We start from the raw sequence: 12,742 nt of genomic DNA, 5'->3' as shown, positions 1-12,742 counted from the left end.
GGGCGCGGCCGAAGGGGTGAGGCCGGGGGCAGGGGTCCCGTACGGCGCGGGGCAGGGGCCCGGTACGGCACCGGCGCCGGTCAGCGGCCCGTCGCGGAACCCCCGTCGCGCGCGGGCTGCCGCCTGCCCAGCAGGTCCGCGAGCCCTTGGCGGGTGCCCGCGATGACCACCCGGTCCTCGGCGCGCAGGACGTAGCTCTGCGGCAGGTTCCAGACCAGTTCGGCACGGTGTGCCCCGTCGTCCGGGGAACGCGGTACGGACAGGTCGGCGCGGCGGTCGGCCGGGGCCGTGAGGTCCAGGGCGAGGATCCGCCAGGCGCCGGGGCGGAAGACCTCTTCGAGGGTGCGGCCCTCCAGCAGCGGATGGCCCGCGACGTCCACGGCGGCGAAGAGCAGCACCCGGCGCTCCACCGGCATGGCGCCCAGGATCTGCCGGCCCATCATCGCCGCGGCGAAGGCGGGCGCCGCGAGCGAGGAGACGCTGCGGCTGCGGGTGACGGCCCGCGGATGGGCGGCGCGCAGGGTCCGGTAGACGGCGGAGGCGAATTCGTCGTCGAACAGCCGCATCGCCACCTGGAGGCCGGGTTGCACCGTACGGGCGTACAGCGCCGCCTCCAGGTTGGTGATGTCCGCGCTGGTGAGCGCCAGCAGGGCGCGGGCCCGCCCGATCTTGGCGGACTCCAGCACCCCCTCGGTGGTGACGTCCCCGATCACGATCGGCACCCGCAGCCGCCGGGCGAGGGCGATACCGCGCGCCTCCGGGTCCGCTTCCACGCACACGACCGGGATGTCCAGCTCCCGCAGCCCCGCCAGGACACGTGAGCCGATCTTGCCCAGGCCGAGCAGGACGACGTGCCCGGACAGTCCGCGGGGCGGGCGGCGCAGGGTGGCCGCGGTGCGGAACGTACCGAGCCCTTCCAGCACGGCGGCGATCAGCACCGGCAGCAGCAACAGCCCGGTCAGCCCGGACAGCAGCTGGATCACCTGGCGGCTCGTCGGTTCGCCGATCGCGGGGTCGCCGATGGCGAAGAGGTCGAGGAGCGTCAGGTACACGGCGTGCAGGGGGCTGTCGCCCGTCGTCACCGAGGAGGCGACGGCCAGGCCGAGCACCGAGACGAGGACACCGAGGAGGGACCAGCGCAGCCGGCGCGAGAACACCTGGCCGAGCGGTGCGCCCCGGCCCGCCAGCCGCCCCGGTGACAGGGCGGGTCCGGTGTTGGAGACGGCTTCGAGTACGACGGTGCCGCGGCCGGCCGCGGCCCGGACGGACGCCTCGTCGGGCAGCAGTTGGGGTCCCGCGTCGCCGCTGCTGTCCGAACCGTCCGCGCCGGCCGGGTCGCTGGCGGTCGCGGAGAGCAGCGCCAGGGTGCACAGCCCTGGATCGGCGGCCTCGCCCGGTCCGGTCGGCATGCGTTCGACGGCGCGCAGCAGCAGCCCGTCGGCCCGGACGATCTTGCTGGTCCCGGCCACCGCGGTCGCGGCGAGCGAAGGGGCCGCGGTGTCGGCGTCCGAGAGAACGGTCGTGGACGCGTCGACGGCGTCCTGGTCCAGTTCCGGCGCGCTGACGGCCGCGGCCTGGTCGAGCAACTCCTCCAGGTACTGGCCGAGTTTGCGGTTGTAGAGCCGGATCACCAGCCGCAGCCGGGGGTTGAGGCGGCGGGCGGCGAGCGCGGCCCGGATGTTCGCCTCGTCGTCCTGGTGGACGAGCGCCAGGGCGGACGCCTGGTCCACCCCCGCGCGGAGCAGCACCTCGTCGTCCAGGTCCGGTGCTTCGAGGAGCCGGTCGGCCACCGCGTCCCGGTCCCCGGCGGGCGGCCTGGCCACGACGGCGGACATCCGCCCGAAGAGCGCGGAGGCCCGGCCGACCGGGCTGAGCTGGGTACGTGCGGGAACCCCCGCCGCCCCGGCCGGCGGGACGACCAGGGTCACCTGCTCCCGGTAGACACCGCGCAGCTCGGCGGCGAGCCGGTGGGCGAGGCCGTCGTCACCGCAGACGACCATGTGCCCTTCGGCGGCGCCGGGTTGGCTCTGGTTCGGGAGTGAGTACACAGAAACAGAGACTGCCCTACGGGGTGTTCGGTTTCATGAGCGGGTTCACGGGCGTGGCGCTTCCCCCCGGCTGCCGTGGACCCGCTCGCACACCCGGCCTCGATTCCATAACGGCGCGCCGACCCAGGTGCTTCGCAAGGGAAACCTTTGCATAGTCTAAACAATCTGGAGCGACCCGGACCGGGCCGGCCGGAGGCACAGTCACAGGGCGGTCACCGACGCCGTCACGGACAGCCGCACATCCGCACACCTGGCCGAACACCCCGCCGAACAAACGGAGTCATACGCAACGGAACGGCACGTCAACGCATCTCACAGCTTCGGAGGCCGAACCACCCCTCCCACCCGTCACACCACCGGAGAGCGCACATGCCAGAGGAGAAGAGCCCCGCATACGCCTCGCTGTCCGTCCTGCCGTTCGCCGTGATGGCAGTGGTCGCCGGGGTGGACATGTCGGCGGGGTCGTGGGTCGGTTTCCTGCCGCTCATCTCGCTCGGCCCGGCCTTCGCGGGGCTGATCGGCGGCTGGCGCCGCACCGCCGCCATCGGGCTGCTGGCGCTCGTGCTCTGCTACGCGCTCGCGTGGCACGACGGGGCGTTCCACGCCAGGCGCGGATACACCGCGATGGCATCGGTGGTCGGCGTGACGGTCGCGGGCGTCGCGGCGGCGGTCATGCGCCAGCGGCGCGAGGCGGAACTGGCCAGCGTGCGCTCCATCGCCGAGGTCGCCCAGCGGGTGCTGCTGCGCCCCGTACCGCACACCGCGGGCCATCTGCGCGCCGCCGTCTCGTACACATCGGCCGTCGCCGAGGCGCACATCGGCGGCGATCTGTACGAGGTGGTCGCCGCCCCCGGCGGGGTCCGGGTGATAGTCGGCGACGTGCAGGGCAAGGGCCTGGAGGCGGTGGAGACGGCGGCCGTGGTGCTGGGGGCCTTCCGGGAGGCCGCGCACGACGAGCCCGATCTGGCCGGGGTCGGGGCACGGGTGGAGCGCTCGGTGGACCGGGCGCTCCAGGGTGAGAAGTTCGTGACGGCGCTGATCGCCGAGATCAGCCCCGAGGGCGGCGCGGTGTTCCTCAACTACGGCCACCCGCCGCCCCTCCTCGTACGGGCGGACGGCTCGGCGCACTTCCCGGAGCCCGCGGAGTACGCGCTGCCCCTCGGCCTGGGCGTCCACGCCACCGAGGGGCCACGGCCCTTCCAGGTGGCCTTCGGCCCCGGTGACCAACTCCTGCTGTACACGGACGGCGTGACCGAGGCGCGGGACCACGACGGGACCTTCTATCCGCTCGGGGACCGGCACCGGTTCCTGAAGGACGCCGATCCGGAGAGCGCGCTGGAGAATCTCCGCAAGGACCTGGTGGAGCACACCGCGGGTCCGCTGCAGGACGACGCCGCGATGCTGCTGCTCCGGTACCGGGAAGCCGTCGGCACGCAGGCGGGGTGACCTCGCCCTTGAGGCACCGGCACCAACACCGGCACGGCACGGCACCCCTGACCTGGCTTTACTGCCCTTTGGTTGCAGTTGCGACAGGTATGCAATTAGCTGGTCGTAGGTTCATCCCGACCGCGGAAGGCAGTGCCCGTGTCCCCCACAGCCACCTCCACCGCCCCGCCCGTGGCCTCCTCCCGCCGACAGCGTCTGCGGATGTCCATGACGCGACAGGAGTGGATCCGGCTGGGCGGGATGGGTGCCTTCATCGTGGCGCTGCACGTGATCGGGTGGCTCACCCTGGTGTGGATCGTGGCCCCCGAGCACTACAGCATCGGTACGAAGTCGTTCGGCATCGGCATCGGCGTGACGGCGTACACCCTGGGCATGCGGCACGCCTTCGACGCCGACCACATCGCGGCGATCGACAACACCACCCGCAAGCTGATGAACGAGAGGCAGCGCCCGCTGTCGGTGGGCTTCTGGTTCTCCCTCGGCCACTCCAGCATCGTGTTCGCCCTGGCCCTCCTGCTGTCGCTGGGCATCAAGGCGCTCGCGGGCCCGGTACGCGACGACAACTCCCAGCTCCACCACGTCACCGGCCTGATCGGCACGACCGTCTCGGGTGTCTTCCTCTACCTCATCGCCGGGATCAACATCCTCATCCTCGTGGGGATCTGGAAGGTCTTCCGGAAGATGCGCTCGGGCGACTTCGACGAGGCGGCCCTGGAGGAGCACCTGAACAACCGGGGTCTGATGAACCGGCTGCTCGGCCGGCTCATGAAGTCGATCACCAAGCCCTGGCAGATGTACCCGCTGGGCCTGCTCTTCGGCCTCGGCTTCGACACGGCCACCGAGATCGCACTGCTCGTACTGGCGGGCTCGGGCGCCGCGTCCGGCCTGCCCTGGTACGCGATCCTCTGCCTGCCGGTGCTGTTCGCCGCCGGGATGTGCCTGCTGGACACCATCGACGGTTCGTTCATGAACTTCGCGTACGGCTGGGCGTTCTCGAAGCCGGTCCGCAAGGTCTACTACAACCTCACGATCACCGGCCTGTCGGTCGCCGTGGCCTTCCTCATCGGCACGGTGGAACTGCTGGGCCTGCTCACCCAGCAGCTGGGCCTGCACGGCTTCTTCTGGGACTGGGTCGGCGGACTGGATCTGAACATCGTCGGCTTCGTGATCGTCGGACTGTTCTTCGTGACCTGGCTCGTCGCCATGGCGGTGTGGAAATTCGGCCACATCGAGGAGAAGTGGACGGCGGGGCTGAGCCCGGCGGGCCGGGAGAGAGGCGAGTAGCGGTTACCCGCTCCTCTCGGGGTCCTCGAAGACCGCCGGGTCGAACGGCTGCGTACCCGCGTCGGCGCGCCACACGGAGGCGAGCGGCATCAGGTCCTCGATCCGGACGCTCCTGATGCCCTCGGGCCCGGGGAGGATGACCCGGATGCCCGGGTGGTAGTCGAGCAGCACCTGCCGGTCCTTGCCGCACGGCCCGACCGGACCACGCCCGCAGTTGCCCACGGCGACGATCGTGGACAGCTCCCTCGCCCCCGAGGCGCGGGCGTGCCCGAGTGCGACGAGCTCCGCACAGGGGCCACCGGTGAAGTGGTAGACGTTGATCCCGCCGTACATCCTGCCGTCGGCGCCCCGCACCGCGGCGCCCATGGTGTGCGCGCCGTCGTCGTCCTCGGTGGGCGCGTCGGTGTTCGCGTCGACGATCCGCCGGGCGAATTCGATGAGTTCAAGGTCCTTGGGAGTCAGCTCCCGGCTCGGCACACGCATGGGCCGCATCCTACGAGCACGCTGAGCGTGCCCGGATACCCCGCACGGTTCACGGACCGGCTCCGGCGCGTCGGGCGGCCGGGACGGGGCCGGGCTGTACGAGTCTCGCGTGCATGGACACCGATGCGCAGAACGAGCAGGAACGGGCTGATCGGAATCCGTCCGCCCGCGAGCAGCCCGACCGGCAACCGGCCGAACGGGGGCGCTGGTTCACCTCGGGCGTGGGCAGCATCGCAGCGTACCCACCCGGTGAGGCCTGACGGCTCGCGCGAGGCTCGGAGTTGCCCCCCATCCCCCAAGCCCGTACGGAACAGGAGAGCCCGTGCACGCCCTTCTCCACGCACTGTCCATCGTCGGCTCCATGACCTGGGAGATCGCCTGGGCCCTGATCCTGGGCTTCGCCCTGTCGGCCGTCGTACAGGCAGTGGTGCGCAGGCAGACGGTCGTACGGCTGCTGGGCGACGACCGCCCCCGTACCCTCGCGCTGGCCGCGGGCCTGGGCGTGGCCTCGTCCTCCTGCTCGTACGCGGCCGTGGCCCTGGCCCGCTCCCTGTTCCGGAAGGGCGCGAACTTCACCGCCGCCATGGCCTTCGAGATCGCTTCGACGAATCTGGTCGTCGAACTCGGCATCATCCTGGCCCTGTTGATGGGGTGGCAGTTCACCGCGGCCGAGTTCCTGGGCGGCCCCGTCATGATCGTGGTGATGGCGGTGCTGTTCCGCCTCTTCATGCGCGAGCGACTGCTGAAGGAGGCCCGCGAACAGGCGGAGAAGGGCGTCGCCGGGTCCATGGAGGGCCACGCGGCAATGGACATGTCCATTCAGGGCGAAGGGTCCTTCGCCCACCGGCTGTTCTCCCCGGCCGGGCTCACCTCGGTCGCGCACGTCTTCGTCATGGAGTGGGCGGCGATCCTGCGTGACCTGGTGACCGGCCTGTTCATCGCGGGCGCGATCGCGGCCTGGGTGCCGGACTCCTTCTGGCAAGCCTTCTTCCTGGACGGACACCCGCTCGCCGCCACACTGATCGGACCGCTCATCGGCCCGCTCGTGGCGATCGTCTCGTTCGTCTGCTCGGTGGGCAATGTGCCGCTGGCCGTGGTGCTGTGGAAGGGCGGCATCAGCTTCGGCGGGGTGATCGCCTTCCTCTACGCGGACCTGTTGATCCTCCCGATCCTGAACATCTACCGGAAGTACTACGGAGCCCGCACGGCCGCCGTCGTCCTCGGCGTCTTCTACGGAGCGATGGTCATCGCCGGGTACGTGACCGAGGCGGTCTTCGGCGGCCTGGGGATCATCCCCAGCCGGACCAGTGCGCACATCCCCGAACAGGGCGCCTCCTGGGACTACACGACCTGGCTCAACATCGCGTTCCTGCTCCTGGCCGCAGCCCTGCTCACCCGCTTCCTGCGCACCGGCGGCCGGGACATGCTGCGCATGATGGGCGGCGGCCCGGAGGGTGCGGTGGACGGGGGCCGGGGGTAGCGCGTACGAACACGTACGAAGAAGCCCCGTTCCTCGCCTGACCCGGCAGGGAACGGGGCTTTCACCGACTTCGCTGGTGGGCGCGGACGGTTTCGAACCGCCGACATCTGCTTTGTAAGCCTGGCACCCGCAGCTGATACGTCATCGCAGCTCAGCCCTCTCTGCGCGCTGCGAGGGCTGTCACAGGCTGCGGACGCCGCGGCGATCCTCCAGTGACCGTGCTTGACTGCTCGATCTGGCACGTATCTGGCACACGTCCGCCGGCTCCCTCACTGACCGCGAGCAGCCGCACCTACCTGCAGGACGTCACCTGGCGCCGGTCCTCGAACAGCACCCGATGATGCGAGGCGTCCGTCCCTTACCAGGGAATCGCCCCAACTGTGTTCTCTTACTCGACCTGTGGCCCACTTCGCATTCAGGGCCATGCGTGTGGAAATTGAGAAGGTGGTGTGTACCTTCAGGACGCTATCGTCGGCACATGAGATCAACCAGCCGTCACCGCCTGTCCGTTCGCATGGGCACGGCTCCTGTGCCTGCGCTCGTGGAGGGCATGCCACCTTCTCTCGAACCTGCGCTCCGCTCTTGGATCCAGGAGACTGCGGCGCTGAAACCCGACGAAGCGCATCATGCGATGGTGCGGTTGGATCTCGTCCTGCCGCAGGCGGACTGGGACAGATACGAACGCGAGCTGCGAAAGTGCGAAAGGGAGCAGGCACGGCTCGATGCGCGCTGGGAGGCGGAGCAGGTAACGAGGACGGAGAGCACTCGTGCCAGCCGGGGGCCAGTTGTGCCGCTGCCTCCTGACCCATACGTGCTCTTCCTAGCCTGGGGAACGGAGCGGGAAGTCCTGTGGGACGTGGTTGACGACTTGCTCTGCTTGCTGTGCACAGAACTGCCCGCCCCGGAGAAGCCGCCGTTTGTTACCTGGTTCAGCGGCAGTGTCAGACGGACCAAGCGAATCGTCGAGCCGCTGGACCGCCTGCTGGTTGAGTCACGGTCGGTATACGAGGTAACACCAAATCAGCGCGGCCTCCAGCGGCGGATGGAGGCGGGCCTCAGCGAGGCGCTGAACGTGGCAGCCAATGCCGCCGAGAGCAGCGGTTACCTTTCGGCTCGGCAGTACCTGGAGCGGGCGCGCGACAAGCTGATGGCGGTGCACACCGACCCAAGCGGTGCATACGTTGACGTGATCCGCGCGGTTGAGGCTGTCGCTTGTCCGATGCTCCTGCCGCGCGACCAACTGCCCACGCTCGGCAAGGTCCGCGATCACCTCCGGAACGCGGATGCTAAGTACGAATACGTGCTCACGAACAAGTCCGGAAAGCCGGGCAACACCGGCGGGGTGGTCGCCATGCTCACGGACCTGTGGGAAGGGCACAGTGACCGGCACGCAGGCGGTCCGCGGGAGGTCCCCGTCTCCCAGGAGGCGGCCGAGGCCGCGCTGACAACCGCCACCGCCTTGGTGACACTGTTGAGCATGAGAGCGGTGCGGCCGCGTACCAATGCAGCAGCCCAGCGCCGGGAGGCCCGATGACGCTGAAGATCCCGGCGGTCCTGTGGAATCGGCGATACGTTGCTGGCTTGCTTCGTCGTTATTGGGCGCTCCTCCCCAACGGTGCGCCTGCCTATACCGGTGCCCGGTTCGAGCGTTTGACAGGGGGCGGAGACCAGCCGGAGGTGGCGAACCACTTCACGCCGGCGGACTTCATTGCCGTTGCGACGTTGAGCGTTGACGTGCCAGTGCGAGCAGTCCTCCGTGTGCTAGAGCCATCGGGTTGCAATCCTTACAGTTGTCTACTCTCACAGATTCCCGTGGACCTTGAGCTCGCCGCCGCGGAGGAGCGGCACGTCGCCAAGGACAGTCCGGCGTGGAACTTGTGGCAGAGTCTGCGCGATATCGACGGCATAGGCTCAATCAGCGCTGGTAAACTGCTTGCTCGTAAACGCCCTCGCTTGCTACCTGTCTATGACTCGGTGATCAAGAAGGTCTTCGAACGCCCATCAACAGACTTGAGCTTTTGGTCTGACGTGCGCCACTCGCTTCGCGCTGACCACGGCATACTGGTAGCCCACCTCGAAGACGTCCGCGGTCTCGCAGGCATCGGTGAGGACATCGGCATATTGAGGATCCTCGACACGGCTGCATGGTTCCATGGAAGGAACGAGCACCTTTAGACACGGCCTGACGGCATTCTGGTCAAGGCACCCAAGAGCGCGGCCGGTTTGCGCACTCGCCTTCCCTGCCTCGCTGGCGGCGAGCCTGGTCACTCATCTCGCTGTCTACGCCAGGACGGGCCGTGACGGGCTGGTCTTCACGGGAGCACGCGGCGGCCTGCTGCGCAGGAACAACTTCCGCCACCAATGACTCCAGGCTCTCAAACCCGCTGGCCTCGGAGACATCTACTTCCCCGATCCGCGCCACACTGGGAACACCCTCGCCGCGACCGGCGGAGCCACGACGTGTAGCGGATGGGGCACTCGTCGGTGTGGGCCGCGTTGATCCATCAGCACCCAGTGAACGGTCGCGACCAGGCGATCGCCGACCACTCATTGCCGTCGACCTCACCAACACCAGCGGCTGCGACCGCGGCACCGATGGACCGCTCGGCTTCAAAGACCAGCGACCTCTGGTCAGGTTCACCGAACTCGTCGCCGCCCAACTGGAAGCGAGCGATCACGGCGTGTTCCGGAGCCTCGTCCGGCAGGTCAAAGAGCACGTTCTGCATGACGGCACCCTCCCACTGAGGTCTGACAGCCGGTCTCCTGCTGGGCATCTGCTCACTTGCTGTCGCCAATCTCTGCGGAGAGCCGTGCGCCCCTCTATGCGCCGGATGCCCTCTTGCGGTGCCCTCTCCTTCACAGCACGGTTTCGCTGAACGTCGCTCGGCGCTGAGTGCTACAAGGGGGAGGAGCGAGAGGTCATGCGGACAGTGACACCGTGGGCGCGGAAGACCTTCGGAGACACGGCCGGCCAGTTGGCTGACCTGATCCCAGCCAGCTTGGTCCGGGCACATGCCAGGGCCCGCAGTGGTCACGAGGGTGTGCACACCCAGACCTTGGAGGCCTATGGACACGGGCTCTACGCTGCCCAGTACGAGGAACTGGCTGTCAGCCTGGCCTCACTCTCTGATGCCGTGCCGGTGCGCCTACAGAGCCGGACGCTGATGATCATTCGTGGCCACCTGATCTATCCGTATTGCTACGCGAAGAAGGATGTCCCCGTCACGGCCGCGCGCCTACGCCGCGCTACCGGCTTCCGCGCAGATCTGATTCGCCGACACGGCCCAGAACCGATGCAGCAGGCCTTCGACTTGGATTTCGATGAGTCCGATGAAGCGGAGGCGCACCCTGACCTCAGCCTCCTACCAGAGGACGTGCGCCTCGTCCTGGTCGCCTATGCGTGCTCCATGAGCCAAGGCGTGATGCGCATCGAATGGGGCTCGGCCGAGCTGCGCCGAGAGGACCGCTACCTCATCTGGCACCGCCACGAGCCCCTGCCTCCTGGTGCCTAGCCAGCAAGAAACACCCCATCTTGCCTGACCGCCACCCCTGGATGGAAACCCGTATCGCTGGGTGGGCCTGAGCTGCGGGTTCTGGGCTGGACCTCGGTAGGTGGGCTGTCACTGTCGGTCGCTGATTGTCGGCCTCGGGCGACGTCGCACGGCCCACAGACGGCCCAGGATTGCCGGAGGTGTCCCATCGGATCCAGCATGAGTCGCCTTACGAGGGCTCGCCCCGTGCGTGCACGACCGGTGCGCCTTCGAGCGGGAGACGGTCACGGTAGTACTCCGAGTCGAACCACTCCTCGATCATGAAGAGCGGTCGCGACAAGAGCACGTCGCCGACCCGCTGGGCCCGTAGAAGCAACCCGAGATCAGTCAAGGCAAGGGACTCGTCGGACGTGTAGAGCAAGCAGTTTCCATGCTCTTCAGCATGGTCCAGGAGGAACTGGTGCGCCTGCTCGGGATCACGGCCGGCCAGCGCCCAACCTGCGAGGAAGGCCTGAGGGCCCACGACCGCGTCCAAGGACACGCACGCCAGCCTGCCCTCGTCGTAAAAGACCTTCACCCCGTCGGCGAAGTTCTCCTGCCCGTACGGTCCGCCAACCTTTTCCTGCGGGGCGACGACCTGGAGCGCGACTGCGACGTCGGTCGGACTCATCCCGAACCGCAAGGGCCCCGCACCGACCTCGGGCATCCACTCCCAGCGCTCCCGCTCACTGCTCGCCGTCACGGTCTCCGCCCTCCCTCGAACAGCTCGCAGCCATCCCCCGTTCCGCTCGGACCTTGAAGCCCGCTCAGCGTTCGAACGTCAACTGAGGCACACAGCCAAGTTGGCACCCCTCCAAAAGCTAGTGCCGATCGACCGGGATCTCGTAAACGATCTCGCACAAGGCAGCAGGCACGACGATGTCAGCCGTCTCTACCGGCCGCCCCTGGTCGCTGTAGTACGTCCGCCTGATGTGGGTGACAAGAGCGGCCTTCTGAATACCGAGGAGGGACGCCTCCTCCGAAGTCGCCTGCCGCGGTTCAGGCTGTTCGACGGCATGGCTGACCGTGATGCCGATCGCAGCCATACGGTTCACGACGCCTGCCCCGGCGTGCGGCCCTCCCTCGGGAAGGACGACGAGCGTGCCGGCGGTGAGGTCGTACGGCTCCCAGCTCGTCGACAGTTGCACCGGCTTCCCGTCAGCCAGGAACTCGTACACGGTCCGGACGCACAGATCGCCTTCGCCGAAACCGAGCCGCGCCGCGATCTCGGTCGGCGCCGGGACTTTGGCCTCGGTCCGGCTCTCCCAGTCTCCGCGTCTGCCCACAGCCTGCATGTCTGCCCGGAACGGGGAATCGTCACGCTGCTCGCGGGCCGAGGAACGCACCACCCGGACGCGCCGACGGGGCTCCGCGACATAGGTGCCGGACCCCGCACGGCCTTCCAGGACTCCCTGCGAGATCAGCAGCTCCTGCGCGCGACGAACGACGTTCTCGCCGACGCCGCACTCCTGGCCGATCTGGGCACGCGAGGGCAGCCGGCCCCCCGGCATCCACTCGCGCTCCGCGATCCGTCGTCGGAGAACGTCCGCGATGCGGAGATAAGGCGGCTGCTCAGGCATATGGAAAATCTAGTCCACTAGCTCTAATCTAGTTAACTAGCTTCACGTAACGTGATCGCACGGCGACGGAGATACCTGTGCCCGCTTCTGAACTGAGCGCCGAGGACATCGCCGCCCGGTTGTCCGCCGCCGGACTGACCACGCACGTGGTGCAGCACGCGTACCGCACATCAATCAGAGCGGAGGTGCCGGACTACTTCCCCGCCGACTCATGGCGGGAGGTCCTGGATGCAGTGGCGACGGCCGATCGATTCGGCCTCATCGCAAGCGACGCGGACGGCCTCGTCTTATGGGCCGCCGTACACAAAGAGGTCCCCGCGACGGGCGATGTCCGGGGACCTGGCCATCAGCGTTAGGAGCTGATCAGCGTGTTCAACCGTATCCGGGGTGCCGTCTCACGCACCAGTGAGCGGTACTTCCCGAGAGGCCGGCACCGCCGCGCCTTAACCGTGCTCGGCCCACGGACCGTCCCGCTCGACCCCGCCGACGCCCCCACGCTGCACATGGGGCAGCTTCGGCACCGAATGGACGTCCTCGCTGACGAGGACAGCCAGCTCGTGCGCCCGTACGTGCTGACCCGCTGCGAAGGCGCGAAGCAGCAACCAACACCCGTAACTCACACACCGCTCGCGGGGGCCCGGGTCGCACCGAGGGGGACGAACTGATGCCAACTCATAAGCGGCCAGGTGTGACGAACGCGAAAACCACGCCCTACAGGTCGAGCTCGTGCCTCATTGGCACGCACCGCCAGTGCGCGCATTCCTCCCCCGCCGTGGCACCGGTCGGCATCCCCGTGGTCTACGAAGCCTGCGACTGCCCCTGCCACCCTTCCACTTCAGGAGAGGCGCCCCAGTGAGCAGATGGACGCCCAGTGGCGCACTTGCCGCAACC

General features: G+C 68.5%; 14 protein-coding genes. 8 read left to right on the top strand and 6 right to left on the bottom strand.

Features of this window, described 5'->3' with window-relative positions:
- Nucleotides 1-80: 80 nt before the first annotated feature.
- Nucleotides 81-2,000 carry an NAD(P)-binding protein gene (locus tag NBY69_RS26845; protein WP_250304253.1) on the bottom strand — a complete coding sequence of 640 codons (1,920 nt, stop codon included), beginning with the start codon at nt 1,998-2,000 and terminating at the stop codon, nt 81-83.
- Nucleotides 2,001-2,417: 417 nt separating this feature from the next.
- Between NBY69_RS26845 and NBY69_RS26840 the strand changes: the two genes are divergently transcribed.
- Together NBY69_RS26840 and NBY69_RS26835 are read left to right on the top strand one after the other, a co-directional pair.
- Nucleotides 2,418-3,494, top strand: a complete 1,077-nt coding sequence (locus NBY69_RS26840; protein WP_250304218.1) for a PP2C family protein-serine/threonine phosphatase — start codon at nt 2,418-2,420, stop codon at nt 3,492-3,494.
- A 207-nt stretch (nt 3,495-3,701) separates the two neighbouring features.
- On the top strand, nt 3,702-4,778 hold the full coding sequence (locus tag NBY69_RS26835; RefSeq protein WP_374211345.1) for a HoxN/HupN/NixA family nickel/cobalt transporter: 1,077 nt from the start codon (nt 3,702-3,704) through the stop codon (nt 4,776-4,778).
- 3 nt (nt 4,779-4,781) lie between these two features.
- Here the strand turns inward: NBY69_RS26835 and NBY69_RS26830 are convergent, their stop codons facing one another.
- Nucleotides 4,782-5,261, bottom strand: coding sequence for a cytidine deaminase (locus tag NBY69_RS26830; protein ID WP_250304215.1), 480 nt, complete (start codon nt 5,259-5,261; stop codon nt 4,782-4,784).
- A gap of 113 nt (nt 5,262-5,374) precedes the next feature.
- On the opposite strand from NBY69_RS26830, the gene NBY69_RS26825 reads away from it, so the two are divergent.
- The 4 genes from NBY69_RS26825 (at nt 5,375) to NBY69_RS26810 (ending at nt 8,916) form a co-directional block, all read left to right on the top strand.
- On the top strand, nt 5,375-5,521 hold the full coding sequence (locus NBY69_RS26825; protein WP_250304214.1) for a hypothetical protein: 147 nt from the start codon (nt 5,375-5,377) through the stop codon (nt 5,519-5,521).
- A 62-nt stretch (nt 5,522-5,583) separates the two neighbouring features.
- Nucleotides 5,584-6,741, top strand: coding sequence for a permease (locus NBY69_RS26820; protein ID WP_250304212.1), 1,158 nt, complete (start codon nt 5,584-5,586; stop codon nt 6,739-6,741).
- 478 nt (nt 6,742-7,219) lie between these two features.
- The gene (locus tag NBY69_RS26815; protein WP_250304210.1) at nt 7,220-8,275 is read left to right on the top strand and encodes a hypothetical protein; all 1,056 of its coding nucleotides are present in this window, start codon (nt 7,220-7,222) and stop codon (nt 8,273-8,275) included.
- A complete protein-coding gene (locus NBY69_RS26810) occupies nt 8,272-8,916 on the top strand; it encodes a DUF6308 family protein (RefSeq protein ID WP_250304208.1) in 645 nt (214 codons plus the stop codon). The genes NBY69_RS26815 and NBY69_RS26810 overlap by 4 nt, the downstream gene beginning before the upstream one ends.
- A 329-nt stretch (nt 8,917-9,245) precedes the next feature.
- Here NBY69_RS26810 and NBY69_RS26805 read toward each other — a convergent pair whose 3' ends face one another.
- Complete coding sequence (locus NBY69_RS26805) at nt 9,246-9,467, bottom strand: hypothetical protein (protein WP_250304206.1); 222 nt, start codon at nt 9,465-9,467, stop codon at nt 9,246-9,248.
- Nucleotides 9,468-9,662: 195 nt separating this feature from the next.
- On the opposite strand from NBY69_RS26805, the gene NBY69_RS26800 reads away from it, so the two are divergent.
- The gene (locus NBY69_RS26800) at nt 9,663-10,253 is read left to right on the top strand and encodes a hypothetical protein (protein WP_250304205.1); all 591 of its coding nucleotides are present in this window, start codon (nt 9,663-9,665) and stop codon (nt 10,251-10,253) included.
- A gap of 208 nt (nt 10,254-10,461) precedes the next feature.
- On the opposite strand, the gene NBY69_RS26795 is transcribed toward NBY69_RS26800, so the two are convergent.
- Nucleotides 10,462-10,974, bottom strand: a complete 513-nt coding sequence (locus NBY69_RS26795; protein WP_244318163.1) for a hypothetical protein — start codon at nt 10,972-10,974, stop codon at nt 10,462-10,464.
- Nucleotides 10,975-11,092: 118 nt separating this feature from the next.
- A complete protein-coding gene (locus NBY69_RS26790) occupies nt 11,093-11,851 on the bottom strand; it encodes a GntR family transcriptional regulator (RefSeq protein WP_250304203.1) in 759 nt (252 codons plus the stop codon).
- A 77-nt stretch (nt 11,852-11,928) separates the two neighbouring features.
- Between NBY69_RS26790 and NBY69_RS26785 the strand changes: the two genes are divergently transcribed.
- Entirely contained in the window at nt 11,929-12,207 is a 279-nt protein-coding gene (locus tag NBY69_RS26785) for a hypothetical protein (protein ID WP_250304201.1), read from the top strand.
- Nucleotides 12,208-12,294: 87 nt separating this feature from the next.
- Here the strand turns inward: NBY69_RS26785 and NBY69_RS26780 are convergent, their stop codons facing one another.
- Nucleotides 12,295-12,453, bottom strand: coding sequence for a hypothetical protein (locus NBY69_RS26780; RefSeq protein ID WP_250304199.1), 159 nt, complete (start codon nt 12,451-12,453; stop codon nt 12,295-12,297).
- Nucleotides 12,454-12,742: the final 289 nt, after the last annotated feature.

The organism is Streptomyces sp. A 4/2 (genome assembly GCF_940670765.1).
In the GTDB taxonomy this organism is placed as follows: domain Bacteria; phylum Actinomycetota; class Actinomycetes; order Streptomycetales; family Streptomycetaceae; genus Streptomyces.
Note: the sequence above shows the minus strand (reverse complement) of the source record. Positions and strands in the feature narration are given on the sequence as shown.

Bases quoted from the DNA above. Each gene is read 5' to 3' on its own strand.
- NBY69_RS26845 (WP_250304253.1), bottom strand. From the start codon at position 2,000: ATGGTCGTCTGCGGTGACGACGGCCTCGCCCACCGGCTCGCCGCCGAG.
- NBY69_RS26840 (WP_250304218.1), top strand. From the start codon at position 2,418: ATGCCAGAGGAGAAGAGCCCCGCATACGCCTCGCTGTCCGTCCTGCCG.
- NBY69_RS26835 (WP_374211345.1), top strand. From the start codon at position 3,702: ATGACGCGACAGGAGTGGATCCGGCTGGGCGGGATGGGTGCCTTCATC.
- NBY69_RS26830 (WP_250304215.1), bottom strand. From the start codon at position 5,261: ATGCGTGTGCCGAGCCGGGAGCTGACTCCCAAGGACCTTGAACTCATC.
- NBY69_RS26825 (WP_250304214.1), top strand. From the start codon at position 5,375: ATGGACACCGATGCGCAGAACGAGCAGGAACGGGCTGATCGGAATCCG.
- NBY69_RS26815 (WP_250304210.1), top strand. From the start codon at position 7,220: ATGAGATCAACCAGCCGTCACCGCCTGTCCGTTCGCATGGGCACGGCT.
- NBY69_RS26810 (WP_250304208.1), top strand. From the start codon at position 8,272: ATGACGCTGAAGATCCCGGCGGTCCTGTGGAATCGGCGATACGTTGCT.
- NBY69_RS26805 (WP_250304206.1), bottom strand. From the start codon at position 9,467: ATGCAGAACGTGCTCTTTGACCTGCCGGACGAGGCTCCGGAACACGCC.
- NBY69_RS26800 (WP_250304205.1), top strand. From the start codon at position 9,663: ATGCGGACAGTGACACCGTGGGCGCGGAAGACCTTCGGAGACACGGCC.
- NBY69_RS26790 (WP_250304203.1), bottom strand. From the start codon at position 11,851: ATGCCTGAGCAGCCGCCTTATCTCCGCATCGCGGACGTTCTCCGACGA.